This window comes from Desulfobulbus rhabdoformis (assembly GCF_016919065.1).
GTDB classification, from domain to species: domain Bacteria; phylum Desulfobacterota; class Desulfobulbia; order Desulfobulbales; family Desulfobulbaceae; genus Desulfobulbus; species Desulfobulbus rhabdoformis.
The window spans coordinates 67,867-93,930 of sequence record NZ_JAFFQA010000017.1; the positions used below are offsets into that span (position 1 = coordinate 67,867).

Here is a 26,064-nt window from a genome sequence, read left to right on the forward strand (position 1 = left end):
GTTCGTTTCCATTGCCAACAGTTTTTCTTATATTAGCATTAAGATCCAAGAGATACAAAGCGTTATTCAAAAGCCACTTCACATCAGGTTGAGGATGCCAGATTTGAGGTTTCTGTCATTCAAGAAGTACGCATCATTGGTCCGCGCTGCTAAGCGAGCATATTCCGAAGCTTGAATGTACCTCCTCTTGCAATGCAACCGGATTATCAGCAAAATATTAGCAAAAGAGGCGTTCGTTTCCGTCAAATCCTATTAAGGTTGCCTTGATCAAAAGACGTTTAGGACCGCAATAAAAAAATTATGAAAACAATATGTTGGCTATTGTTCCTTGTTCTCGGAATGGGGGCTGCCTATCTCATTGGAACGCTGAGAACACAATGGCAGGAAGAGGCCTGGCAAACTGCTCGAGACAGCCGCCAGAAAGAGTTTGATCTGCGGGTAGAGAGGTATGAGCCAACCTGCGGCCAACTGTGGCAGGAAGGGCTTTCTCCCATTGTATCCGTGGAAGATGACCGCATTCTGGTGCACACCACAACCGATTATTTCTACGTTATCGGAATCAACCTTGCTCCCGGAAAATCACCACTAACGACCTGGTGGGGAGCCGGTCGTGCAAACGCTTTACAAAACTGCCCAAAGCAGTGAGGAAATCGAGATGAGGATACTGGATAAACTCAAAGAAAAGGGCCTTCTCGATACCGAACGCAAAAAATCACCTGCCCCACTCCCCCAAGACAAGAGGCGGTGTCGCAAATGCGGCAATGAGGAAATGCAGGCCGTCGGCGCCTTTTACGGGGGCTGGAGCCACCAGGAGACAGTCTTTGATTATCAATGCCCCAACTGCGGCCAGGTCGTCACCCTGGAGACACACAGCGGGTTCCACGGCGGAATCCTCCTCTTTTTCCTGTTGGTGGAATTAATTTTTTTCTTCTTTGACGATTCCCCCAATTTTACAGGGCATGGGCTGTGTGCTGCTTTTCTTATCAGCCTCTTTCTCTGGTTTAATGCCGACGACTGGTTTCTTTATCCTGTTGTGAAAACCAGAACCTGAATAAGTCCCCCCTCTTCAATTCCAGCACACCAGCCCGGTTGCAAGCTCTCAAAACGAGTGAGGCTTGTTCAAAAGTACTCACATATTGAGAGAACCGGCAGGCCCCCTGAGGTCTCCTGTACTACTCAAACAAGCGGCCTTCTTTTAGAGCTCCCAAAATATCCTCCTGAAATAACAGAAACAAATCTCTGATCACTCCCCCCTCAAGCACACCGAATCTCACCTGGCCCCATTTTTGTTAGCTCCTCTCCTAAATCCGTGACAGAAAGATACAATCACTTGCCATCGCACCACAGGAGGCCCCCTGAATGAACAAACAACGACTGGTATTCACACTACTGCTTTCAGCCTTTGCTTTTTTGGCTCTTGAGAAGTCCTCCTTGGCCGTCAACCGGATGACTGATTGCGATTGCTATAGATATGGCGTGCGCTCCGACGGAACCGCCAAAACACGCCCTAAAGGCTGCCGGATGCACACCATGGGGCCAATGACGCCCTGGCTTGGAGGATATTACGACGCTCAACGTGGTGATTATCGCTATTTGAACGAAAACAACTGGTGTAGTCCTTCAAACAGACGGCAGCAATCACACGCCTCAACAAACCGTTCCGGAAACGGTCAGAGCAGCAGTCGGCCTCAACACAGTTCCGGCAACAGCTACCGATCCTCATCTGGCAGTTATCACTGGGTGGTCGCAGATTTTTATGCCCAACCCACCCAACTCGCCTACTCCTGGGGTTGCCCCAATGGGTATCACTATGACCAAAAACACAGAGGCTGCGTCGGGGGCTGCAGATATCCTTATAAAAGCTTCACCACCAAACACTCAGCTTTTTGCATTCAATGCCCGCATGGAACGAATAGGAATATCACAACCACCGACCATCGCGGTATTCCTGTGTGCGCAGCACGATAAACAGCCTCTAAAAAATGCCCCCCCGCTGAATCCGTGAGCATTCAGCGGGGCGTCAGTTTCGTTGTTTGTGACGTACCGATTAAAGTACACTTTATCGGTATGTTGCAGGCAATGAAAGTGGCGTGCTGATGGATGCCCCAAGGGGCGGCGGGTGAAGCTGAACAACAAATGAATTAATTTAAAAATCTTTGTCCCATTAATTGGATATCCTGTTCAGTGACCACCCGCCGTCACGGATTCAGGTTTCAAGCCGCTCACCACCCCTATGTGACCGATCACCTCCCTATACAACCGCTTACCCACCCCGCTCTTTCCCCTAGCTTTTCTCCTGGGTATGCTTCCCTCCAATCAAATCAGGGTTCCGATACTCAACACCTTATATCTAGGAGGTATGTCATGACTGTTTTTCTCCTCTGTCTCAGCTTACTTGTGCTGGGCTACATTTTCTACGGTGCTTTTGTCGACCGCATCATTGGATCTGACCCCAGTCGGGTAACTCCGGCCACAACCATGGCCGATGGGGCTGATTACGTCAAAATGCATCCGGCAAAGGTTTTTCTTATCCAGCTGCTCAATATTGCAGGCCTAGGTCCTATCTTTGGCCCAATTCTCGGTGCTCTGTATGGCCCCTCCGCACTGATCTGGATTGTATTCGGTGCCATATTTGCGGGTGCGGTCCATGATCAATTTTCCGGAATGCTCTCTGTCCGGCATCAGGGCAAGAGTATCCCCGATGTGGTCGGCTATCAGCTGGGTAACGGTTTTAAACAGTTCATGCGCCTCTTCTCGATCGTTCTGCTCCTGCTGGTCGGCGTGGTCTTTGTCCTTGGGCCGGCAAAGCTGCTGGGCAACATGACCGGACTGGCGGTCCCTGCCTGGGTGGCCATTATCTTTTGCTATTACTTTCTGGCCACCGTTCTGCCCATCGACAAAATCATTGGCCGCATCTACCCTTTCTTCGGGGCAGTGCTCATCTTTATGGCTGTCGGCCTGATCACAGCTCTTGCCGTTCAGGGCTATGACTTCTACCCCGCCCTGACTCTTGAAAACCTGCACCCCAAGGATCTGCCGCTCTGGCCGTTGATGTTCATCACCATCGCCTGCGGCGCGATCTCTGGTTTTCATGCCACGCAGTCACCGATGATGGCCCGCTGTCTGGACAATGAGAAAAACGGCCGCAAAATTTTCTACGGATCCATGATTGGTGAGGCGGTTATCGCTCTGATCTGGGCGACCTTAGGCATGGCGTTTTATCACGGCTCTGATGGACTCCAGGCAGCCCTGGCAAACGGGGGTCCGGCGGCAGTGGTCAACCAAATATCCACCACCCTGCTTGGCCCGGCCGGTGGTCTCCTGGCAATTGTTGGCGTCATCCTTTTACCAATCACCTCTGGTGACACCGCATTTCGCAGTGCCCGCCTGATCATTGCCGACTTCGTGAAGCTGCCACAGGCTCAGAGCATCAAGCGACTCTATATCGCCCTGCCGCTTTTTGTGGTTGGTTTTCTCATCTCCAAGGCCCCCTTTGCCGTGATCTGGCGCTACTTTGGATTTTCCAATCAGACGCTTGCCACCATCGTGCTCTGGGCCGGTGCCGCCTACCTGATCAAGAAAGGCAGCTTCCACTGGATTGCCACGATTCCTGCAACCTTTATGACCGCTGTTTGCGCAACCTACCTGGCCTATGCCAAGATAGGATTTGGCCTGCCCATTGATGTGGCCTCCATCATCGGTGTTGTCGCCGCAGTCGCCGCTCTGGGGTGTTTTTTCTTTGCCTTTCGCAAACCGGCCCTGGTTGCCGAAAACGCCTGAACACACTCGCCTTCCAATCAGCCCCTCCACGCCCCCGGGAACTTTTCATCCATTCCCGGGGGCGTTCTTTGGTGACTGCTCACGCATTCAGCTTTTCCTCTCAATGCAGCAATGTGATACAAAAAAACTGATGCAGTAAGAGAATGCCCACAGATAGAGGGGAATGCCGAGACCATCGCTCCCCCTCCCTTTAACGCCATTAGCGGAATAGATATGGACCTGCTCACCTTCTCACTGGACAACATCTTCCTGCTCCTCCAGCAGATGTCGGTCTTTCTGGTTATCGCCTACCTCTTTACCAAAACACCTGCCTTTCGCTCCTTTCGTGTTGAGTCCCTAGCCGAACGCCACATGCTCAGCCTCTACCTCATCTTTTCCGTCTTCTCCATTCTTGGGACCTACTTTGGGCTCCCGATACAAGACGCCATCGCCAACACCCGGGCTATAGGGGCAGTGCTGGCGGGGCTTGTCGGTGGCCCCAAATTAGGGCTTGCGGTTGGCTTTACCGCTGGCCTCCATCGTTATACCTTAGGCGGCTTCACCGCCTTTAGCTGTGGTGTGTCAACCACGGCAGAAGGATTAATTGGCGGACTCGTTCATCTGTACCTGGTCCGTAATCACCGGCAAACACTGTTACTCAGCCCTCAGGTTGCCTTTTTCACCACCTTCTGTTCCGAAATCACGCAAATGATGATCATCCTGGGACTGGCACGGCCTTTCAGCGAAGCTCTCGCCCTGGTCGAGGTTATCGCCCTTCCCATGATTCTCGCCAACAGTGCCGGCGCAGCCATTTTTGTCAGTATCATTCGTGATCAGCAGCGAACCTACGACGAATTAAGCGTCCTCTTTTCAGCCAAGGCCATGCGCATTGCTGAGCGTACCCTGACCATCCTGGGCAAAGGCTTTCCAGAACACGGTGCCGAGGAACTGGCGCAGATTGTTCATGAAGAAACCGGTGTGGGAGCGGTGGCCATAACGGATCGGGAAAAGGTGCTCGCCTTCACCGGCATCGGCGCTGACCACCACCGGGCAGGTCAGATGCTAACCTCTCCCCATATCATTAAATCCATAGAGGAAAACCGCATTGTCTATGCCGATGGCATCAAACGCAGCTGGAAATGCGCCCTGTCAACCGATTGTCCGCTGGGCTCCGCCCTTTCGATCCCCATTCGCGTTGACAGTGATCTCATTGGCACCATCAATCTTTTCGAAACCAAGGATACGATTTTTCTCGGACTCAACAAGACCCTGGGCGAAGGCATCGCTAACCTGATCTCCGATCAGATTCTCCACGCTCGCTATAATGAACAAAAAAACCTCCTGGTCCAGTCGGAGCTGAAACTAGTCCAGGCACAGATCAATCCGCATTTTCTCTTTAACGCCCTCAACACAATCATTGCGGTGATCCGCAAGGATTCCCATCAGGCGCGGGAACTTCTGCTCCACCTTTCGAATTTTTTTCGAAAAAATCTTAAGCGGACCACCGATATTTCCACGCTGGCCGAGGAGCTTGATCATGTCCAGTCCTATCTTAAAATCGAAAAGGCCCGCTTTGGCGACCAACTGACTCTGGAAATGGATATCGACAACAACCTGCTCGCCCTGCGGCTGCCGGTTTTTTCCTTACAGCCCCTGATTGAAAATGCGATCAAACACGGTATCTCACAGATGTTTGCCCCGGGGATCGTCAGAATCAGTGCCCACCGGCACGACGCAAACGTGGTCATTAAAATTGAAGACAACGGCGGCAACTACCAGGAAGGCGGTCCCATAGGGCTGGGGATGAATATTGTCGAGAAACGGATTAAGAGCCTGTACGGAGAAACATACGGGGTGGAGGTCACCTGCGAGCCCCAGGTCAGAACCCTGATCTCTATCACGCTGCCATATTGAAACAGGCACGGGCTCCTCTCCTGTAAATTGAACAAGAATGACGGATTAGCTCCTCTCAACAGCGGGATATAGACTTTCCAAGGTGGGGAGGTATACTAAAGGGAAGACAAAAGGGAAGAAGACCGAGGTTGCACAGCCAACCTGTGATAAATCAACAACCGCAGGCAAAGCCAGTATGATACGAGCGTTAATTGTGGATGATGAACCCCATGCTCGAGAGGAGTTAGAGGCCCTGCTCGCAGAGACCGGAGTGATTGAGGTGGTGGGCAGCAGCGCCAACGCCCTGGAGGGCATCAAGGCGATTAACACCCTGCGTCCAGAGGTGCTCTTTCTTGATATCCATATGCCGATGATCAATGGGTTTGAGATGCTGGCCATGGTCAACCAGGAGGTCATGCCCCATGTGGTGTTCACTACTGCCTATGACGAATACTCGCTTAAAGCCTTTGAAGAAAAGACTCTGGATTACCTGCTCAAACCTGTGGAGCCCGAACGGCTCACCAAAACGATCGGGAAGCTCCAGGAACTGCTTCGCTCATCCAGCCCGGCCCCAGCTTACAAGGTTGACCTCATACGTCGCATTCCCTGTTTAGTGGGGCAAAGGGTACGACTCATCTGCCTGCGGGATGTGGAATATATTTCCTCCGGCGTGGCCGGAACCCAGGTACACACCGCCGACGAACACTTCTACACTGAGATCACACTCAAAGCGCTGGAAGAACGAGCAGGATTACACCGTTGCCACAAACAGTATCTGGTGAATGTGGAATGCATCCAGGAGATTGTTTTTCTGACCAATGGGGCCGCTGAAATCCTCACCCTCTCCAACCACAAAATTCCGGTGAGCAGACGCTACTTAAAAAACCTCAAACAAAAACTTCTCCTCTGAGACAGAGAAGAAAAGAACCTACAATAAACTGAATCCCTGGCGGCTAATGACGGCCCATGAATCTAGGAAAAAGAAAAGCCCCTTGTTCGAAAACAAGGGGCTTTTGTACACTGAAAGCGGACAATTTCTTAACGATGGCTGTCCCAAAAATGACCGCATTTGCAATAGGCATGCGGCTCACCGGCACTGCCATGATATTTGCTTTTTTGTACCCAGTGCGTGCAATTGCATTTTGTGCACGCCCCTGAGCCAGCATACAAGGTAGCTGTTGTTGCAACCAGTGCAACTGTAGAGAGAATAATAACCCACATTTTCATCCGCTTTCCTCCTTTAACTCAATAACACCCCTTCCTTTTTTCGAGTATGCCTGCGAGAAGGCCACCCACCTGGTGTAATTCGACTGTCAAGCCTCCCCTGCCGCAGCGGTATCAGCACACGAACGAAGCAGATTCACAACAACAGAAAAACAGCAACTTAAAACGGAAGAATTACAAATTCGTACTCATTGTTTTGTATCGTTTGCTCGAAAGCATGTCAAGGACAAAGAGTGTTTTTTTCATGACGCCCAGTGAGGCCCTTCAATCCAAGCCAGAGCCTCCTATTCTTTCCCAAATGTATCTCCCCTGAGAGAGTAGGAGCGCCGCAACCAAAAAAAAGGAGAGAGCAGGAACCTGCTCTCTCCTTTTTTTAGAGAATTTCGTGCGGATGAATAACTCAGGCAGTCGCGGCATCCAAGCGGCTTTGGAGCGTGCGGGCGAGCCCGAGCATATGTTCAATCTCTCCAACGGTCGGCGTGATTGTTGAGATTGCATCCGGGTCACAGATATCCTGGTAACTGTCCAGCGCACGGATCGCGTCTGCTATTCCCACAACAGTCTCGGGCATCCATTTTTCCAGGGCATCAACCAGATCATGCATGGTGTGGTTATAGGGAAGGCGACCAATCTCCATCAGAGAACTCATCACCAGCTTCTCGATAGCCATTGCAGCAATATTATAGAGAATTTCAGTGGTAAACGCCTTTTTCTTCTTGGCAAAAGCGTTCTCTGCAAGCTGCAGGTATTGGAGCCCTTCAGTTTTAAATTCTTCGTAATTTTCTATTGAATGGGTGTTTATGTCCTCAAATCCCACGAGTGGTGCCGGTGTCACGTTCGCCATAACCTCCCCCTCAGTCCCGATCACAATACGATTATTGAACTGCTGAATCAATGTATCTGGACTACCAAATCAAAAAGCATAAAGAGCTGGAGCAACTATGACAAGCTGCTCCAGCTTTTTTCTCAATACAATCTTTCGATCAATTTCAGGCGATAAGGTAATCGGCTACCGGCTCACCGTCTTCGATGCCGTCAAGAATCTCATCAATGATATCGGTGCTGTTGACACCTTTGTACCACAGATTATCCGGCTGAATGACCATGACAGGGCCATTCTCACACTGCTTCAAACAACCGGTGGCAATAATCTGAATATCAAGACCGCGATCTAAAATTTCCTCTTCCAGGTACTGCAGAAAACCATCGGTCTGTTTATGACAGATTCCTTTGGGATCACCTTTTACGCGAAAACTCTGACAAACTAAAATCTGTTTCTCGGGGATAGCCATTGTTCTTTCCTTTATATATTTTAAATAATCGTATTATTTACATTTCTTTTTCTTGCCGCCGCCATATAACACATCAACGGTACCCTCGATATTCTCTTCCGTGAGGATAACGCGCAGGCCATGCCCTCCCAGCACTTCTCGTGGACGCTGACCGGCACTGGCGGCAAGCAGGGCAAAACAATCATTCAGGGTTTCAGCCAACTCATCCCAACGGGATTCACCGCTCCCTGCAGGCGGTGCTTTTCGTGTTTCCAGCAAACAGTTCAATCCGTCTTCCCGTGGACCATAAATAAGAAAGGTTTCGGTTTGCCCGAGGTGAAGATCCACATCCATTCCGCTTGCACTGGCAACAGCGACTCGAGATTTTGCTTTTGTTGGTTTTGGAAGCCCAACTTCAACCATCTCTTTGGATCCACAACCACACCCCGAGGCGCAGCCACAGGAATCCACTGCAACCTGTCTTGAAACTGTGGGCAAAAAACCATTGGTCAACTTGGCAATCTCTTCCATATGCACACGAGTTGGTGCCTCCGGCCCTTCTTCCTGCTCTGGAGCAGGCTCAAAAGGAACCAACTCCATGGCGGAAGCGCCAAGCGCTGCCATGCTCTCAGCAAGTTGGGCAAGCTGGTGGGCATTGTAGCCAGGGTAGACTGTGGAACGAATCGTTACCTGAATACCGGCATCGGCAAAGGCCTGTACGGCCTTGCTTTGCTCCTCAAGCAGTTGCGGCACTACCTGCTTTAAGGGAATTGTTTTCTTTCCGGGGCGAATCCAGCCATACAGCTTTTCTGCCGTGTCCCCATCCAGGGTGTCCACCAGCAGGGTTACAGCTTGCACCCCTGCTTCTGCAAGTGCTGCGGCTTCATCTGCTCCACCAAATCCTAGCGTGGTTACACTGATTTTCAACTCTGGCGATTCCTGGTGAATCATTGAAATGGTCGCCATGGTTGCAGCCATGGAAGCAAGAGGGTCCCCGGGGCCATCAAGTACAACTTGGCTCAGACCTTCATGTTGAGCGATTTCAGACAAAACTTCAGATGCATTGAGCGCCTGACCATTGTTCCCTTCCGCTGCATATCGCATACGGCTGAAGGCGATGGGGGCTACCGGCAACCGCAGCACAGTACCAGATTCCTCACTGTTGGGTTCTATGTAGCCAGGTGCGTTGGAGATGGGAATGACGGTCATGATGATTCGCCCATGGTTGAGGAGAGGAAAAAATCACTCTTCAGTGAAACAAAAACTGAGATCGCGGCACCATTGTTAGCAACTTTGGTGTACGTCTTTTGAGGGATTCCCCTCCATTTTTGAAGGTATCTAGCTCTACATACATATCAAGACACCTGTAAGGGAAAAATTTGGTGGTGGGACAAGGAGAAACCCACCACCAAATATCTACTGCTAACTACAACTCATTCCACTTAGTACACGAGCTCGAATTTCTGCTCGGTCGCATCCCTATCCTCACGGCTGAGGAGTGCATCGAGCACTTTTTCCAGGAAGCGGAGGCCGCCTTTGTAACCGACGGTCGGGAAGTACTGATGTCCCTGGCGATCGAGGATCGGGAAGCCCCAACGAACAAAGGGGATATCCTCGTCACGGGAGATGTATTTGCCGTAGGTGTTACCAATCAGCAGGTCAACCGGGTCGTTTTTGATCCACTGATGCATGAGGAACATGTCACCTTTGGCGCGAACATTGACCGGAAAGGGGGAATCTTTGGTAATCTCTTTGATCCGCTCTTCAAACTTCTTGCCCGGGGTACCGGTGACGATGTGCACAGGACACATATCAATGGAAGTCAGGAACTCGGTCATGGCGATCAACTGATCGGGATCGCCGTAGATCGCAACCTTCTTGTGATAGAAGTACTGATGCATATCAGAGATCAAATCGACCAACTGACCACGCTCGATGGCGATTTCCTCAGGAACTACTTTACCAGCTACAGTACGTAGGGCGTCGATGAAGCGGTCAGTGGCTTTCAGGCCAAAAGGCATGTCAAGGACACTGCAGGGTACTTTATATTTACTGTCCAGGAAGCGGGCTGCGTCAGCCGAACACCACTCACCCAGAGCCAGAGTGCCGATAGCATCGCCACAACCTTTGAGTTCGGCAATGGTCACACCACCTTTGGGAAACATAGAGTACTCACCGGTAAGCGGAGCATTCAGGATTCCGGAAGTATCAGGAAACAGGGTGATATCGGCGCCGACCAGAGCAGCGAGGCGTTTAATTTCCTCCATGTCCGAAGGCTCAACCCAACCGGGGATCACGTTAACTTTTCCGTTTTTCTTCCCTGTGGGTTCAGCCAGGGCGGCCATGGCTTTAACCATGTTGGAAAAACCGGTAACATGAGACCCTACATAACTTGGGGTGTTGGCACCAAGGACGGTTTTTCCTTCAGGGATCGTTCCCTCTTTGGTCGCCTTGTCAAAGATCTGCGGCAAGTCATCGCCGATGGTCTCGGAGAGACAGGTTGTGTGCACTGCGATAACTTCCGGCTCGTACACAGAGAAGATGTTCCGAATGGACTGCAGCAAGTTCGCCTGGCCACCGAAAACCGAGGCACCTTCAGTAAAGGAGCTGGTTGATGCAGAGATCGGCTCCTTGTAGTGCCGGGTCAGGGCACTTCTGTGGTAGGCACAGCAACCCTGAGAACCGTGACTGTGGGGAAGACAGCCCTGGATACCAAGTGCAGCGTACATGGCTCCGATGGGCTGGCAGGTCTTCGCCGGGTTAATCATTACGGCGCTGCGTTCTTTAATTTCTTTGGGTGTATGTCGAAGTAGCATTGTTCTGCCCTCTATATTGATGCTTTATTCCCACACGTAGGTGGCTGAGAGTTCGGGGCTTTCCTGCCAAGGAGCTTTCATGTATCCCCAAACCTTGCTGTTCACCAGGCGGTCGATTTCATAGTAAAAGTTGACTGCGCCTTTGAATCCGGCATACGGGCCGTGGGAATCATAGCTGTGCAGCTGTTTCATCGGGACACCGAGCTTCTGGATGGAGAATTTCTCCTTAATACCGGCACAGAAGATATCAGGCTTCATCAACTCGACCAGTTTCTCTGCCTCGAACTGATTCAGATCGTCGATGGCAAAGGTGCCGGCTTCCATATCCGGGAGCATACCGTTGTAGTCCTTAAACTCAAACCCACCGTCTTCCAGAGCCTTGAGCTCTTCTTCAGTCTTACGCGGTTTGTAACGGGTAGGATCAGCCTCGACCTCAATCTCTTCAATGTTCCGGCTATCGGCATCAACCTTGAGGTTCGGAATAACCTGACGTCCCTCATAGTCATCGCGATGGGCAAACTCATAGCCTGCGGCCAGCGTCTTCATACCAAGCTCGGCAAAGAGATCCTGGTAATGATGGGCACGACTACCACCGACAAAAAGCATGGCGGTCTTACCATCGGTACGCGGGAAGACATCTTTCTGTGCCGCATCGACAGCCTTCATCTCCTCGGCAATAACTTCTTCAACCCGATCAATCAACTTCTGATCGCCAAAGTACTCTGCAATCTTCCGCAGTGATTTAGCGGTGGATTTGGCACTGATAAAGTTCACCTTGATCCACGGAATGCCGTACTTGGTCTCCAGCATGTCGGCCACGTAGTTGATTGAGCGGTGACACATAACGCAGCTCAGGTCAGCAGTGTGGGCACTGGCAAACTGGTCGTAGGTGGAGTTACCGGAGAAGGTGGAAATTGTGGCGATACCGCATTTGCGCAGAACCCGGTCAATCTCAAAACCGTCACCACCGATGTTATACTCACCCAGCAGGTTAATCTTATACTCGCCTTCTTTGACCTCGTCGTTCTCGCCAACGATATGGGTAAAGATCTGGTTGTTGGCAATATGGTGACCAGCTGACTGGGAAACACCTTTGTAGCCCTCACAGCTGAAGGCGAAAACATTACAGTCGCCAAACTCTTCTTTCTTTAGGCGGGCAACGTTGTGGATATCGTCACCAATCAGACCGACCGGACAGGTCGCGAATACAGTGATCGCCTTCGGATGGAAGATGTCGTACACTTCCTGAATGGCCTGGGCCAGTTTTTTCTCACCACCGAAGATGATGTCGGAATCCTGCATATCGGTAGAGAAACAGTAGGTCATGTAGTTCTCACCATTCTCACCGGCATCTGTCTGGTTACGGCGGGTCAGCCAGGCATAAAAGCTACACCCAATGGGGCCATGCACCAGGTTGACAACGTCGCGGGTGGGGCCCATAATAACGCCCTTACAACCGGCGTAAGTACAACCGCGCATGGTGATGATACCCGGAATGGTACGAACGTTAGCTTGAATTTCCGGGGTGGTATTCTCCAGGGCCTCGTTGATGAGGATCTGCTTGGCCCGTTTCCGGGCCACTTTTGCGGGATATTTACTTAAGAGCTCTTTTTTAATGTCCGTGGGTTCCCACTGAACGAGCTTTTTCTTTGCAGTTGCCATGTCGTTCTATTCTCCTTGGGCTCTTAGGAAATCGATTTGAGTCCAGTCTCGCCCGTTCTCACGCGGACGGATTCCTTGATCGGCAGTACAAAGATCTTGCCGTCGCCCGGTTTGCCCGTCTTGTTGGTGGTAATAATGGTATCAACCACGGTCTCTACAAAATCGTCATCCACGACGATGGTCATTACACGTTTGGGGTAGAGCTTACCTTTTTCGCCAAGAACAGAGGCAGCTTCTTCATACCCCTCTTCAGCGCCGGTCAGGACGGCAGGATTAACAAACCCCTTGCCCCGGCCGTTGGCCTCGTGCGCGAAGAATGCATCCACACCTGCTTCGGTCAGAGCCTTCTTCGTCTGGTTCATCATGTTCATTCGCACTACGGCGATCACCTCTTTCATGCCTCTACCTCCGCGCCTTCCTTAACGCCGGAGCTGATGGTGTAGGAACATTCGACATCACTGACAAAGATCTTACCGTCACCAAAGGCGCCCTTGGCACCAGAGCGGCCAGTATCCATGATGGTTTTAATGACAAACTCTTGATCCTCTGCGCTTACAACACTCATCAGCATGGTTTTGGGAATCTCATCATAGGTCACCTCACCAATCTTGATACCGCGCTGCTTACCGCGGCCTGCTACTGAGTACTTGGTGATCGCGGGGAATCCGGCATCCATCAGGGCCGCAAGAATATCATCTGCTTTTTCCGGTCTAACGATGGCTCTGATCATAACTAACATGGCATTGGCTCCTTACTGTGTATCTCTTTAAATTAGGGTGTTGTGATTAGGCTTCCATCAGACCGAAGTCAAGAAGCAGCTGCTCGAGCTCTTCGATGGCCAGCGGGGTGGGGATAACAAAATTCTCGTTCGTATCGATGGCTTTGGCCAGTCCGCGATAGGCGTCTGCCTGTTTAACTTCCGGGTTCCACTCAAGAACGGTTTTACGGTTGATCTCAGCACGCTGTACGTCGTTGTCACGAGGTACGAAGTAGATCATTTGGGTGCCAAGTTTTTTAGCGAGCTCTTCAATCATCTCAGCCTCGTTGTCAACGGCGCGGGAGTTACAGATCAAACCGCCGAGACGAACCTTACCGGACTGAGCAAACTTCACGATACCTTTGCAGATGTTGTTGGCTGCATACATGGCCATCATCTCACCGGAGCAGACGATGTAAATCTCTTCAGCTTTACCATCACGAATCGGCATGGCAAAACCACCGCATACAACGTCGCCCAGTACGTCATAGAAAGCGTAATCCAGACCTTCGCTCTCCTCGTAGGCCCCCAACTGCTCAAGCATATTGATGGAGGTAATAATACCGCGACCTGCACAACCAACACCCGGCTCCGGACCACCGGACTCAACACACCAGGTTCCGCCGTATCCTTCCTTGCGGATATCCTCAAGCTCTACATCCTCACCTTCTTCGCGCAGGGTATCGAGAACTGATTTCTGAGCCAGACCACCAAGGAGGAGACGGGTGGAGTCAGCTTTCGGGTCACAACCAACAACCATGACCTTTCTGCCCATCTCTACCAGACCTGCAACTGTGTTCTGCGTTGTGGTGGATTTACCGATGCCGCCTTTACCGTAGATAGCTACCTTTCTCATTGCTTTAGCTCCTATATCAGGGATTTGTTACTGGATTACTCCAGCCCGTTGTCAGCGTTTGTTAAAGAGGCGAATTATTTCCGCCTTGTGCCTTTACTAAGGCAATGGCCGTGCCATCACGAAAAAGTAATAAATTTTTCTCTCAAGATCACAATATTGCGACATTTTTTCTTTTTACCTGCAAAACAGATCCGCACCTCCAGGCAACAACACCATGTAACACAAGCGACAAAATGGTAGAAAGGTGACAAAATGGTAGGGGTGCACAATGAAAAACAGGAGCAAAAGCCGAGCTCAACGCGCAGCTTCTCAATAAAGACAGCCCATTTCAGACTTCTTTTATTGATTCACCATGCCTAAATGCTCCCCCCCCAAGGGAAGGCAGGAGTATTGCGAGCCAAGAACCCCTGGTACTCAAATAGACGAAAAAACAAATTCACTCATGCCCACAGATAGGCGGAGCGCCTCCGTTGCACGCCGCCAAAGACAGAAAGGCCTCATCGATTATCTACAGATTCAGAAAAGACACAGAGAAAACTGCGCAGCAAAAAAGGGAGAGGAGAAAACAGAAGGAGTCCAACAACAAGAAGAGGAGCGCTGAAGAATCAGCCCTCCTCAATCCGACGTCGAAAGAGAGCCAGCTGGTGATCGCGGATTGCGCCTAGCTGCAGATGATAAATATCAGAAGGGAAAAGAAACTCAACCACGCCAGTATCGAAGATGCGCTTGACCTCATACTCGTCGTGGGCCACATCGCGCTGGTATATATAATTGAGATACGACCTGTTGGTATGCAAAATGAACTCGATGCGCATGCCACCAGTTCGAGCAAAGAATTTCAACATGGAGGTCTTGCCGGAGCTCCCTGTCGAGCGACTGGCATACTTCCCCCCTGTCAGAGTATCGGAGATATCCTCCAACGTCATAAACGAGCCTGCCCGGGCTGCACTCCTGGTCAAGTGACAGGCAAACCGTTTCACGTCATTCACAGAATTGAGCACCGCCATGAGACCAAGCTCATCATCAACAGCCGAAGCGGGATTTTTCTCGTTTTTCCGCAGCAGCTTGAGCACCTTGGCAGCTGGTTCTTTCTTGCGGATAGTCACGTAAATTGGAATCGGGGTTCCGTTGTCACAAAATCTCCGCCGCTTAACCAAGGTGAGCTTTTCCCCTGCCCCCGGCCGCACCTCATGCGCTTCTTCCTCGGACAAGACATCAACCGAGGTACAATGAAAATCTTCAGGGTCATGAAAACTGTGCAGATAACGAATATCCAGATCCCCGATTTTGTAATCCGCACTCCAGACATAGGCGTTCAGAAAGCGGAGAAATTCCAGAAATTTCCCCTCAATCTTGGTCTCCCGCTCTCTCTGATCAATAGATCCCGCCAGCCCCATCAACATCAACTTGCGTTTTGCCTCAAAACGGGCCTTTTTATGATACCGCTCATCAAAGAGCATAAGCAGTAATTCAACCGGATCCCAAGCAGTCACCACTTCGTTGGTGGTCTCAATATGCGCACTATACGGAGCGAGAACCTTGGCCTGCAACGACCGGATCACATCATCTGCCGTGCGGGCATAGTCTTTGAGATGCCGTACGAGTTCCGCCTGTGGCCCCTCTACCCCAAACATATTACCCAACAACCGGTACGAACGCTGGGCAGCCTGTTCACGCAACTGCTGATCGTGAATTAACACCAGAATCTCGTCAAAGGTGTTCACTCCAAGCAGATCAAATATCTGATTACGAACAGATCGGTACTTGGTCTTGAGCAATTGATTCGAGCGAATTCTTGCGACCCAGTCTTTCGCTTGCCGAGAGAAGGGATGCGCCAAAGGCGGATCATCCTCAACGGTAAATGGGCCATCCTGAAGTGTAGCGGAAAAAACAGATTGAGAGGTGAGAATACTCATGCAGACCGGTCCAAGATATAGACAAAATACAGAGATGGACCAGCCGAAGAGAACGGTCACTTGATCAGTGCGATAAAATTGCGCAAGAGCACACTAAAATCCGCTGTCATTTCCGCAGCCAGCCCCCGAACGTCCTCAATAATATCTTGACCAACAGGCTGACCATGTTGCAGCCAAACATCGAGATCCCCAGGAAAGTCGATGTAGTTATCACACTGCAGACCGATTATATGCGGACGTCCCTCTAGACAGCATGCTTCTACCATGCAATCGCGCGAGGTCGCAAGCAAAACCATATTGCGCGGCAACGGAGACTGCACGACCTGCCCATGCCACTTGAACAGCTTACATGGCGTCCGAATCCCTTGAAACAGAGGATGCTCGCGCCCATCATGGGTAATATGCCCATCAATCACTCCGCGACTGAGCACATGCCCAGGACCAATGGTGGCTCCAGCGGCATCGGCAATAAGCTGATATCCCAAATTAAATCCAAGGCAGGGCTTATTCAGATTCATCCAGGCGCGAACCAATCGCTTTTCTTCGCTCAGAAAAGAACACCGATCAACCTGGTGAAACTCACAGTCCCCACCAAGCAGAATGAGCGCGTCAAAATCAGCAAAATCCGCTGCACTCTCGCTCCACAAGGGAACCACACGCAAAACGACACCAGCCTCTTTGGCCACCTTCGCAAAAACCGGCCCGGGACTATGCCATTCACTATGTTGCAGTATCAGGATTTTTTTACTCATTGGATTCTCAGCACAGTAATCCCTCGCCATCTATAACCTATCTCAAAAAGGGAGGGAGCTGCCCCGTAGAGAGGAGGAGGACGGGGCAGCCAGTTGGAGGAGGGAGGTAAAACGGAATTCTCAACAGCAAGAAACGAGAGGATTGTTCAACAACTTCAATTCTTCATCTATTCATTCAGTTACATTTGTCGTTCTCAAAACAGAGAAGAGAAGACGTTTCGCGGCTTCACTGCATGCGGTCTCACATCAAGTGAGATTCAGTTTAACTTCTTCACGATACCCTTGCATTTCAATGGCTTAAACAAAAAAACCAAATCCTCGATCTTAACACTCCAATCGAGATATTTTGTTTAATACAATCAACGTGCCAAAGAAAAACACAAACTAGAAAAAACCTCAACTATGCCTTTTTTCGTTGTTTCACAGCCAAGGCCCCCTATACCACAAAAAAACAAAACAGAAACAAAGTATTTTTTTGTAAAATATAAAATATGCAGTTTGCAAAATTGTATAATTTAACAGCAAAGCCCTCCGGCGTTCATAATGAGGATCGTCGACGAATACTCACAGCATTTACGGCTAAAGACTGTATTCGGCTCGCAAATATTAAGGTTTTCACTTTGACGAACCCTCCCCCCCTTGCTACCATAGGCTAGCCTTAATTTTCTTGCAGGGAATTATGAACACTTGCCTTTTCTTCCAACCTCGGCGTTATGCTTAAATTTTAACCTCAGCGGCAGCCGAAGACGCCGAGAGCATACATATGCCTGCGGTACATTTTTAAGCACGCCCCCCAGGAGTACACCTGTGAATGTAAACGCATTTTTCGATTCGATTTTAGACAAGTTCGGTGCCATAACTGAACCCATTGGCCGTTTTCTCGAACAGACCAAACTTCCTGACCAGATTCACTCTGTTGACTTTTCGGGGCTTTTTTCAAACCCTTGGTTCCTCGTCCCCTTCATTGGCCTCGTGGGCTATCTTTTATACAAAAAGGCATTTCGCGATCTCTTTATCATGGGCACAATCGTTGCTTTATGGTGGGTATCGGGGACGCAGTACATGCAGACACTGGTTGTCAACGGCGAACTCCAGGTCAACAAAGTACTCCCCGTTCTCTTTGGTGGAGCAGCCTTGATTGGCCTGATAATATACTTGCTTTTTGGACGTTCAGACTGACCACTGATCTTGAGACCTCCCCAGGGCCGGTGAAAACGGACGACTGCCGATCACAGCAAACAGCCCCCAAAATCAGCTATAAATACACAAGGGTGCCTCAAATAATAAGCTTTTTTCAATCAAGCTCAGGTAAGCGTGAGAATCCGGGAGATTGACAGAAAAAGCAATTATTCAAAATTCCCTCAAGAATCCAGATTCAAGGGTGTCTTGAATAATTAGATTTTTCAATGAAGGCCAAGGATTGTGCAAAATTTTACCGCAGGCATATATGTGATATTCCGAAAATAAAATTTTAAGCATGACGCCGGGATTGGCAGAAAAAGCAATTATTCAAGATACCCTCAAGCCATTGCCCTCCTCCTAACCAGGAACCGACGCACAGCCTATGCCTTCGAAAAAAACTTCAAAATATCGTGACGCAATTTTCGTTGTAACCGAAGAGAAGAGCTGCCCGATTTACAATATTGGAGAGGAATTCAAAGTTGAAAACAGCGGATTAAGCGTCCCCGAAGGGAAACCCGCCTGCCTGCTCATGGTCCAGGAGCTGATGAAAGCTGTCGCCGAACACAAAAGCATGAAACAGTTTTCCCCCTACGGCGTGCAAAAGCTACGCTTTGAATGCGGTGGCTGCACCGGAATCATTCGTTTTGAATTTAAAAAAGAAAAAGAATTTGCCACACTCCAGATGAAGCTGCTGGCTGCCGCAGAACAACGAGCCAAGATGCGCCATTTGGATAAATTTTACGACCTGCTGCGCAAGCTGGAAATCTTCGAGCCACTTGATGACAACAGCCTGCGAGATCTCTCCGGTCAGCTCAAAATAAAAGACTACAAAGCCAATAAAGTTATTCTCAGAAAAGGTGACCCCGGCACCCACCTCTACATCATCCTCGAGGGCAAAGTCGCTGTCATTGGCGATAACGGCCAAACGGTATCAGAAATGTTTTCAGGTGACATCTTTGGCGAAATGAGCCTTCTCTCCGGAGAGGCGGTCACCACCAACATTCATTCACGCGAAGACACCCGACTGGCCTCTCTGTCCAGCAAAGATTTCAAACACGTCCTCAACCGTTACCCAGTACTCCAGGTCTTTTTCTATCGCATGCTGGTTGAAAGGGCCCAGGCCAACTCCATGCGCTCGGGGACTATCAGTTCGGGGATGTCGGGCCGTCTCTCAGACATCCATGCAGTTGAACTGTTCCAGCTTATCAACTCCAGCCAAAAAACCGGCAAGGTTGTCCTCTCTCTGGATGACGGCAATGCCGAGGTCACCTTCAACGAGGGTGAACTTGTCCAGACCAGATACAAAGGACTTAGCGGCAAGGAGGCATTTTTTGCACTCTTGGCCAAAAACGAGGGCAACTTCACCTACTCTTCCGGTCTCAACGAAGAAGAAAAGCAGCTTGAGGTTATCGGAGGCTTTATGGGCCTCGTTATGGAGGGCATGCGCCGCGTTGACGAACAAAGCGGATAAACCTCCCCCTCAGCCCCCCTTTAGCACAACACAAAACTCCCCTTTAGAACATCGGACGAACAGGAAGTTACCTTCACGACGCGCCTCCCTGTCGCAAAAAACCATTGTGCAAACTGTGCAAAGAAGGAATTTAGTTGCACACGCCCCCCGTTTGCCTATATACAACAATCAGAAGTGGTCATTTTTATGTATTTTTTGGGAAGGAGCATCGCACTATAACGAGTCGTAAATAAACAAAAAAACTTCCTCGAGGAGGTGACAGATGGAGTCGAAGGTTGTTTCGAGCAACGAGAGTCTGTTGAGTGGTGTAACACGCAGGGATTTTATGAAATTCTGCACAGCGGTAGCTGCTACCATGGGGCTCCCGATAGCGTCGGCGCCCAAGATAGCCGAGGCTGTAACTTCGCCCAAAAGGCCTCCTGTCATCTGGCTCTCCGGCCAGGAATGTACCGGCTGTGTTGAATCTCTCCTTCGCACCGGCCACCCCACCATTGAAACCCTCATTTTTGATCTCATCTCCCTCGAGTACTCTGAAACACTCAATGCCGGCTCCGGTCACCAGGCAGAAGAGGAACGAGCAAAGTCCATAGAGGCCAACAAAGGCAAATTCATCCTCGTTGTCGACGGCGCCATCCCGGTGAAGGAAAACGGTATTTTTTGCCAGATCGCAGGCAAGCCGGTTTTAGACATCCTCAACGAAACAGCCCCCCTTGCAGCGGCAGTCATTGCCATCGGTTCCTGTGCCTCCTGGGGTGGAGTGGCGGCTGCCGATCCCAACCCGACCGGGGCCACCCCGGTGCACGAGATCCTCAACCCCAAAGGCATCCCGGTGGTGAACATTCCCGGCTGCCCGCCCAACCCCTACAACTTCCTTTCTACAGTCATTCACTTCCTTACCTTTCATAAACTTCCGGCCCTGGATGATAAGGGACGCCCCAAATTTGCCTACAGCCGTCTGATCCACGAAAACTGTGAGCGCAGACCCCATTTTGATGCGGGTCGTTTTGCCCAGGAATTTGGCGACGAAGGCCATCGCAAAGGGTATTGCCTCTATAAACTTGGCTGTAAAGGACCGGAAACCTATAACAACTGCTCGACCCTCCCCTTTAACGATACGCCTGGCTGCTGGCCGGTTGCCACAGGCTCCCCCTGCTTTGGCTGTTCGGAGGAAAAGGTTGGATTTCACAGCCCGCTCTTTTCCAAGGCAAAGGTTATCTTCCCCACCCCACCGGCAAGGCACCCGGAAACCATTCCTGAAAAAGGAGCTGGCGCCAAGAACTTCGCCTATGGCGTTGCGGGTGCAGCCATTGGCGCGACAGCGGTTGCTCTGGCCAAACGTGGTGGTGACTCGGAAGACTGATCCTTAGCGCAGGAGAACGAAGTTATGGCTCTTAACAGACGAGATTTTCTCAAATTTTCAGCTGGAGCCGGCCTGATGGTGACAGCTGGAGCCAGGCCGACACAGGCCAGCCCACACGGCGAGCTTTCCCCCGAGGCGGTCGGCATCCTCTATGATGCAACACTCTGTATTGGCTGCATGTCGTGCATGGTCAACTGCAAAAAGGCCAATGCCGAACCCGGTGGCGCGCTCTATCACCGGGAGACGGCAGGAACGATCCCCTACGAATACCCTGAAAATGGGGATCCCATCTATGATGCCCCGCAACGACTCTCAGCTCATACCCTCTGCATGATCAAAGCGTATAACGGGGAAGAAGATGGCCCTGTCGGTAAGGGCTCAACCTTTTCCTTTATGAAACAGCACTGCCTGCACTGCCTGGAACCGGCATGCGTTTCCGTCTGTCCGGTTGCCGCCCTGCAAAAACAACCGGGGACCGGTATCGTCACGTATAACAAAGACCGCTGTTTTGGCTGTCGGTACTGCCAGATCGCCTGTCCCTTTGGCATTCCGCAATACGAATGGCACAAGGCTTCGCCCTCGGTGGTCAAATGTCAGCTCTGCAACCACCGCTACGCCCAGGGAAGATATTCCGCCTGCTGCGAAGCCTGTCCCACCGGCGCCTCTCTCTTTGGCAAGGTCAAGGATCTGCGGGAAGAGGCCAAGCGTCGCCTCACCCTCAAACCAGGGGAAACGTATAACTATCCAGTGAAGAGGGTAGACGGAAACGAGCGGACTGAGCAGGTGGTCAAAAAATATGTGGACCATGTCTACGGTATGGATGAGGCCGGTGGTACCCAGTATCTCTTTCTTGCCGGTGTCGATTTCGACAAACTCGGTTTCAACCCCAGAATCACCAATCAGGTGTACCCTGATTTCACCTGGGACTACGTCTCCCACGTCCCGGCGCTCATCGCCACCCTGCTCATCACCGGGACCGTGACCCGTATAGCTACCCAGAAATTGGGAAAAAAGAAAAACGATGCCGAAAAAGGGGATGCCGCCTGAGCCATCTATTCGTCCAACTCCAAAACAGTATCGACGACATTCATCCCCTGCTTAACAACGTGTAAAGGAGATTCACATGGCCAAAAAGATTACCATTGATCCTGTCACCAGAATTGAGGGGCATCTGCGTATAGATTGCGAAGTTGATAACGGCAAGATTACCAATGCCTGGTCTTCCGGGCAGATGTGGCGCGGCATCGAAATTATTCTCAAGGGACGTGATCCACGTGATGCCTGGGCCTACACCCAGCGCATCTGCGGTGTCTGCACCACGGTCCACGCCATGGCCTCGGTACGGGCTGTGGAAGATGCCCTGAAACTGGAAATTCCTGCCAACGCCCATTTCATTCGCAACCTGATCGTGGGCGGACACGGCATCCATGACCACATGGTCCATTTTTACCAGCTCTGCGCCCTGGACTGGGTCGACATCGTCTCTGCGACCACCGCTGATCCGGCAGCTACGGCAAAACTTGGCCAGTCGCTTTCCGATTGGAAGGGGAACAGCGTCCAGGAGATCACAGGGATTCAGGATCGGTTGAAAAAATTCATCGCCAGCGGTCAGTTGGGCATCTTTGCCAGCGGCTACTGGGGCCACCCGGCGATGAAACTCTCGCCCGAAGTCAACCTGTTGGCTGCCACCCATTACCTCCAGGCCCTGCAGTATCAGCGCAAGATCAACCAGGTTGTGGCCATTCTCGGCAGCAAAACGCCACATATTCAGAACCTGGCGGTGGGCGGAGTCACCAACCCCATCGATCCCGACAGTCCAGCCAATCTGACCATCGAAAAACTCTTTAATATCAAGACGCTCATTGATGAGGTGGGGGATTTCATCCACCAGGCCATGCTCACGGATGTGGCGGCCATAGGTGCCTTCTACGCCGACTGGACCCAGTATGGCGCCGGTGTCCTCAACTACCTCTCCGTGCCAGACATGCCCCTGGATAATAAGGGCAACTACGCCCTGCCCGGCGGCTATATTCCGGCTGGTGATCTGGGCAAATTCATGCCGATAAAGACCCAGAAGGACAAAGCACTCTATGATTCGATCAAGGAGTCGATCAAACACTCCTGGTACAATGGCAACTGGGATCGCTCGCCCTACGAGGAAGACACGATTCCCAAATACACCGGCTTTGAATACGACAACAAGTATTCCTGGGTCAAAGCACCCACCTTCATGGGCCAGCCTGCCCAGGTCGGCCCCCTGCCCCATGTGGTGGCTATGTATTTAAGTGGTCATGCGCTGACCAAGAAGCTGGTCGACCAGACACTGGCAACCGTCTCCAGCATCGCCAAAACCCAGGTGGGCATTGGAGCATTGCACTCCACCATTGGTCGCATTGCCGCCCGGGTCATCCGTACGGCTGTGCTCCACGATGCCATGAAGGGCCAGTGGCAGGCGTTAATCGACAATATCGGCAAGGGTGATCTCGATACCTTTAACGCACCTGCCTTTCCGCGAGGTGAGCAGCGGGGTACGGGTTTTCATGAGGCACCTCGCGGTACCCTCTCCCATTGGATTGTTATTGAAAACGGCAAAATCAAAAATTATCAGTGCGTGGTTCCCTCGACCTGGAATGCAGGTCCCCGCAACAGCGAGGATGCTCTGGGCCCCTATGAGGCATCGCTGGTCGGCAATCCGGTGGCCGATGACGAACTACCTCTTGAGGTGTTACGCACGGTGCATTCCTTTGATCCCTGCCTGGCCTGCGCCATTCACCTGGTGGACGGCAAAAAGACTCCCATTACCAAGGTGAAAGTCCTGTGAGTTGGCAACAGATGAATACCCTGGTTTTGGGAATCGGCAACTTACTTATCGGGGATGAGGGGGTGGGCTGCAAGACCATCGAAGAGCTGGAGCGCCGCTTTGAGCTGCCAGCAGGCGTTGAATGTGTCGATGGTGGCACGGCGGGGTTTGAACTCCTGACTATGATCGATGGCAGGGATCACCTCATTTTAATCGATGCCCTGCAAAACGACCGTGCCCCCGGCACGGTGGTCATGGTTGAAGGAAACGAAGTGCCCCAGGCCTTTCATGCCCGGACAACACCCCATCAACTGGGCATCTGCGATGTCCTCGCCGCTGCCCAGCTTGGCGGGACCATGCCGGGCAGTCTGACCCTCTATGGCATAGAACCCAAACAACTGGATGTCGGAATCGGCCTTTCCCCGGAGGTGGAGGCTGGAATGGAAAAAACCATCGGAGCAGTGGTGCACCAACTCCGTCACATTGGCTATGAGGTGAAAACACATGCAATCCAATCCGAACATTAAAACCTGGACTCCGGCGACCATCGTCATGGTGGCGCTGATCCTTCTTGGCAGTGGAGTGGCGCTCTATCGCATGCTTTACGGGCTGGGTGCCGCCACCAATATGAACGACGGGTATCCCTGGGGATTCTGGCTGGGCTTGGATGTTCTTGGCGGCGTGGCCATGGCTGCAGGCGGTTTTATTATCGCCTGCGCGGTCTATCTTTTTAACTGGAAAAAGTACCGCCCCATTGTCCGCCCGGCTATCATGACCGCCTTTTTAGGCTACCTCATGGCGGTGGTCGCCATCTTTCTCGACATTGGCCATCCCTTTCGCCTGCCGCATCCCATGTTTATGTGGCAGTACCATTCGGTGATGTGGGTTGTGGCCATGCATGTCATCTTTTACACCACCACCCTGGCCCTTGAGTTCAGCCCCATGCTCCTTGAGCGCTTAGGCTGGGAAAAGGCCCGCAAGGCGGTTGGCAAAATCATGGTGGGTGCGGTCATCTTTGGCGTGATGCTTTCCACCCTGCATCAGTCCTCGTTGGGTGCGGTGTTTCTTATTGCGCCGGAGAAGATGTCGCCTCTGTGGTGGGATACCAAGCTGCCCTTTCATTTTCTGGTTTCAGCCGTGGCCATGGGGCTTGCCATGGTGAGCTTTGAGACCATGCTCAGTGCCAAATTTCTTGATCATAAAGTCGATAAAGAGATCTTTTATGGCCTGGCCCGTGGCATACTGATTGTGCTGGGATTTTACCTGCTGCTCAAACTCTACCAGCTCTTTGCGGTGGCCAGTCCGAATATGGCTTTTGATGGCTCGGTGGAAGGGAATATGTATCTGTTGGAGATGCTGGTTGGGGTGTTGTTGCCCATTGCACTCTTAAGCGTCAAAAAATACCGAACCAGCGTCAGCATGCTCTTTTCTATCAATGTTCTTGTCATTATCGGAGTCATTCTCAATAGAATGAATGTCTGCCTGTTTTCCATGGAAAGCTACACCACCTGGCACGGCGCCGCCTATTCCCCTTCATGGAAAGAGTTTATTGTCTCGCTTGGCATCATCTCACTGGGTGTTTTTCTCTACAAGATGTCTGCCAAGCACCTACCCCTGTTTTCACACTGAACGCAAGAGGTTGACTCAAATGCACATGCTCCATTACTGGCAAAAAACAGCTGTTGTTTTAGCTTTTGCGCTGATAACCGTTCCTTGCGGGCAACCACAACAATGCCAGGCCAAAGAGCCCTGTGAAAAACTGGTACAAAACAAATGCAGCAGCTGTCATTTTGTGACATACATCTGCGAGCCCATAGAGCGAGGCAAGGGGAGTTTTTACTGGAAAAGGACGGTTAAGGCCATGGTCATGAGCGGCATGGAAACCACCAAGGAAGAAAACGAGCAATTGGTCGACTGCCTCGGCAACCCAAGTGACAAGGTTCAAGCGCTTTGCCCGAATAAGTAATGGGAATCTTGAATAATTGCTTTTTCTGCCAATCCCGGCGTCATGCTTAAAATTTTATCCTCGGAATATCATGTATATGCCTGCGGTAAAATTTTGCGCAATCCTTGGCCTTGATTGAAAAATCTAATTATTCAAGACACCCTAATTCTACTTTGGGAATCATTTAACTTGCTGAATTTTTATCAAAATTGTGTATAATAACACCATCAAATAATTCATTTTTTGGGGGGCGTTTTACCTCATCTCAGCGTCTCCCAAAAAAAGAAATTCAGCAAAGGTAAATCCTCATGTCAGACTCCAAGTGTTGACGGGCCTTGCCCGTCAACTTTTGTCTTTCAGTGGGAGTTATCGTCAATTTTTTCAGCGACATACAGTCAAT

At 51.0% G+C, this 26,064-nt stretch carries 24 protein-coding genes; 14 read left to right on the forward strand and 10 right to left on the reverse strand.

Annotated features, from left to right (window positions below; genetic code table 11):
- Positions 1-300: 300 nt before the first annotated feature.
- From JWJ90_RS10810 to btsR, 6 genes are all read left to right on the forward strand, one after another.
- Positions 301-645, forward strand: a complete 345-nt coding sequence (locus JWJ90_RS10810; RefSeq protein WP_205227234.1) for a hypothetical protein — start codon at positions 301-303, stop codon at positions 643-645.
- 10 nt (positions 646-655) lie between these two features.
- The gene (locus tag JWJ90_RS10815; protein ID WP_205227235.1) at positions 656-1,051 is read left to right on the forward strand and encodes a zinc ribbon domain-containing protein; all 396 of its coding nucleotides are present in this window, start codon (positions 656-658) and stop codon (positions 1,049-1,051) included.
- 308 nt (positions 1,052-1,359) lie between these two features.
- The gene (locus tag JWJ90_RS10820) at positions 1,360-1,968 is read left to right on the forward strand and encodes a hypothetical protein (protein WP_205227236.1); all 609 of its coding nucleotides are present in this window, start codon (positions 1,360-1,362) and stop codon (positions 1,966-1,968) included.
- 396 nt (positions 1,969-2,364) lie between these two features.
- Positions 2,365-3,780 carry a carbon starvation CstA family protein gene (locus JWJ90_RS10825; RefSeq protein ID WP_205227237.1) on the forward strand — a complete coding sequence of 472 codons (1,416 nt, stop codon included), beginning with the start codon at positions 2,365-2,367 and terminating at the stop codon, positions 3,778-3,780.
- Between the two features lie 234 nt (positions 3,781-4,014).
- On the forward strand, positions 4,015-5,673 hold the full coding sequence (locus JWJ90_RS10830; RefSeq protein WP_420828904.1) for a LytS/YhcK type 5TM receptor domain-containing protein: 1,659 nt from the start codon (positions 4,015-4,017) through the stop codon (positions 5,671-5,673).
- Positions 5,674-5,848: 175 nt separating this feature from the next.
- Positions 5,849-6,562 carry a two-component system response regulator BtsR gene (btsR, locus tag JWJ90_RS10835; RefSeq protein ID WP_205227239.1) on the forward strand — a complete coding sequence of 238 codons (714 nt, stop codon included), beginning with the start codon at positions 5,849-5,851 and terminating at the stop codon, positions 6,560-6,562.
- A gap of 714 nt (positions 6,563-7,276) precedes the next feature.
- On the opposite strand, the gene JWJ90_RS10840 is transcribed toward btsR, so the two are convergent.
- The 10 genes from JWJ90_RS10840 to JWJ90_RS10885 all read right to left on the reverse strand — a co-directional run bounded on the left by JWJ90_RS10840 (position 7,277) and on the right by JWJ90_RS10885 (position 16,906).
- Positions 7,277-7,720 (reverse strand): hypothetical protein, encoded by a 444-nt coding sequence (locus JWJ90_RS10840; protein ID WP_205227240.1) that lies wholly within the window; start codon positions 7,718-7,720, stop codon positions 7,277-7,279.
- A 145-nt stretch (positions 7,721-7,865) separates the two neighbouring features.
- Positions 7,866-8,168: a (2Fe-2S) ferredoxin domain-containing protein gene (locus JWJ90_RS10845; RefSeq protein WP_205227241.1), complete on the reverse strand. Its 303-nt coding sequence runs from the start codon at positions 8,166-8,168 to the stop codon at positions 7,866-7,868.
- Positions 8,169-8,201: 33 nt separating this feature from the next.
- Positions 8,202-9,356: a NifB/NifX family molybdenum-iron cluster-binding protein gene (locus JWJ90_RS10850; protein ID WP_205227242.1), complete on the reverse strand. Its 1,155-nt coding sequence runs from the start codon at positions 9,354-9,356 to the stop codon at positions 8,202-8,204.
- Positions 9,357-9,589: 233 nt separating this feature from the next.
- A complete protein-coding gene (nifK, locus tag JWJ90_RS10855; RefSeq protein WP_205227243.1) occupies positions 9,590-10,963 on the reverse strand; it encodes a nitrogenase molybdenum-iron protein subunit beta in 1,374 nt (457 codons plus the stop codon).
- A 24-nt stretch (positions 10,964-10,987) separates the two neighbouring features.
- Positions 10,988-12,625, reverse strand: a complete 1,638-nt coding sequence (gene nifD / locus JWJ90_RS10860) for a nitrogenase molybdenum-iron protein alpha chain (RefSeq protein WP_205227244.1) — start codon at positions 12,623-12,625, stop codon at positions 10,988-10,990.
- 23 nt (positions 12,626-12,648) lie between these two features.
- Positions 12,649-13,023 (reverse strand): P-II family nitrogen regulator, encoded by a 375-nt coding sequence (locus tag JWJ90_RS10865; RefSeq protein WP_205227245.1) that lies wholly within the window; start codon positions 13,021-13,023, stop codon positions 12,649-12,651.
- Positions 13,020-13,364 carry a P-II family nitrogen regulator gene (locus JWJ90_RS10870; RefSeq protein WP_205227246.1) on the reverse strand — a complete coding sequence of 115 codons (345 nt, stop codon included), beginning with the start codon at positions 13,362-13,364 and terminating at the stop codon, positions 13,020-13,022. Before JWJ90_RS10870 ends, JWJ90_RS10865 begins: the two co-directional genes overlap by 4 nt.
- 46 nt (positions 13,365-13,410) lie before the next feature.
- Complete coding sequence (gene nifH / locus JWJ90_RS10875) at positions 13,411-14,238, reverse strand: nitrogenase iron protein (RefSeq protein ID WP_205227247.1); 828 nt, start codon at positions 14,236-14,238, stop codon at positions 13,411-13,413.
- Positions 14,239-14,843: 605 nt separating this feature from the next.
- Positions 14,844-16,154 (reverse strand): hypothetical protein, encoded by a 1,311-nt coding sequence (locus JWJ90_RS10880; RefSeq protein ID WP_205227248.1) that lies wholly within the window; start codon positions 16,152-16,154, stop codon positions 14,844-14,846.
- A gap of 56 nt (positions 16,155-16,210) precedes the next feature.
- Entirely contained in the window at positions 16,211-16,906 is a 696-nt protein-coding gene (locus JWJ90_RS10885) for a type 1 glutamine amidotransferase (RefSeq protein ID WP_205227249.1), read from the reverse strand.
- 807 nt (positions 16,907-17,713) lie between these two features.
- Here JWJ90_RS10885 and JWJ90_RS10890 point away from each other — a divergent pair.
- The 8 genes from JWJ90_RS10890 to JWJ90_RS10925 all read left to right on the forward strand — a co-directional run bounded on the left by JWJ90_RS10890 (position 17,714) and on the right by JWJ90_RS10925 (position 25,685).
- Entirely contained in the window at positions 17,714-18,085 is a 372-nt protein-coding gene (locus JWJ90_RS10890; RefSeq protein WP_240194882.1) for a hypothetical protein, read from the forward strand.
- A gap of 385 nt (positions 18,086-18,470) precedes the next feature.
- Positions 18,471-19,559: a cyclic nucleotide-binding domain-containing protein gene (locus tag JWJ90_RS10895; RefSeq protein ID WP_205227250.1), complete on the forward strand. Its 1,089-nt coding sequence runs from the start codon at positions 18,471-18,473 to the stop codon at positions 19,557-19,559.
- Positions 19,560-19,821: 262 nt separating this feature from the next.
- Positions 19,822-20,919: a hydrogenase small subunit gene (locus JWJ90_RS10900; protein WP_205227251.1), complete on the forward strand. Its 1,098-nt coding sequence runs from the start codon at positions 19,822-19,824 to the stop codon at positions 20,917-20,919.
- Between the two features lie 24 nt (positions 20,920-20,943).
- Positions 20,944-21,966: a hydrogenase 2 operon protein HybA gene (gene hybA, locus JWJ90_RS10905; RefSeq protein ID WP_205227252.1), complete on the forward strand. Its 1,023-nt coding sequence runs from the start codon at positions 20,944-20,946 to the stop codon at positions 21,964-21,966.
- A gap of 76 nt (positions 21,967-22,042) precedes the next feature.
- Positions 22,043-23,740, forward strand: coding sequence for a nickel-dependent hydrogenase large subunit (locus tag JWJ90_RS10910; RefSeq protein ID WP_205227253.1), 1,698 nt, complete (start codon positions 22,043-22,045; stop codon positions 23,738-23,740).
- A complete protein-coding gene (locus tag JWJ90_RS10915) occupies positions 23,737-24,246 on the forward strand; it encodes a hydrogenase maturation protease (protein WP_205227254.1) in 510 nt (169 codons plus the stop codon). The genes JWJ90_RS10910 and JWJ90_RS10915 overlap by 4 nt, the downstream gene beginning before the upstream one ends.
- Positions 24,224-25,348 (forward strand): NrfD/PsrC family molybdoenzyme membrane anchor subunit, encoded by a 1,125-nt coding sequence (gene nrfD / locus JWJ90_RS10920; RefSeq protein ID WP_205227255.1) that lies wholly within the window; start codon positions 24,224-24,226, stop codon positions 25,346-25,348. The genes JWJ90_RS10915 and nrfD overlap by 23 nt, the downstream gene beginning before the upstream one ends.
- Positions 25,349-25,367: 19 nt before the next feature.
- Positions 25,368-25,685 (forward strand): hypothetical protein, encoded by a 318-nt coding sequence (locus JWJ90_RS10925; RefSeq protein WP_205227256.1) that lies wholly within the window; start codon positions 25,368-25,370, stop codon positions 25,683-25,685.
- Positions 25,686-26,064 lie beyond the last annotated feature (379 nt).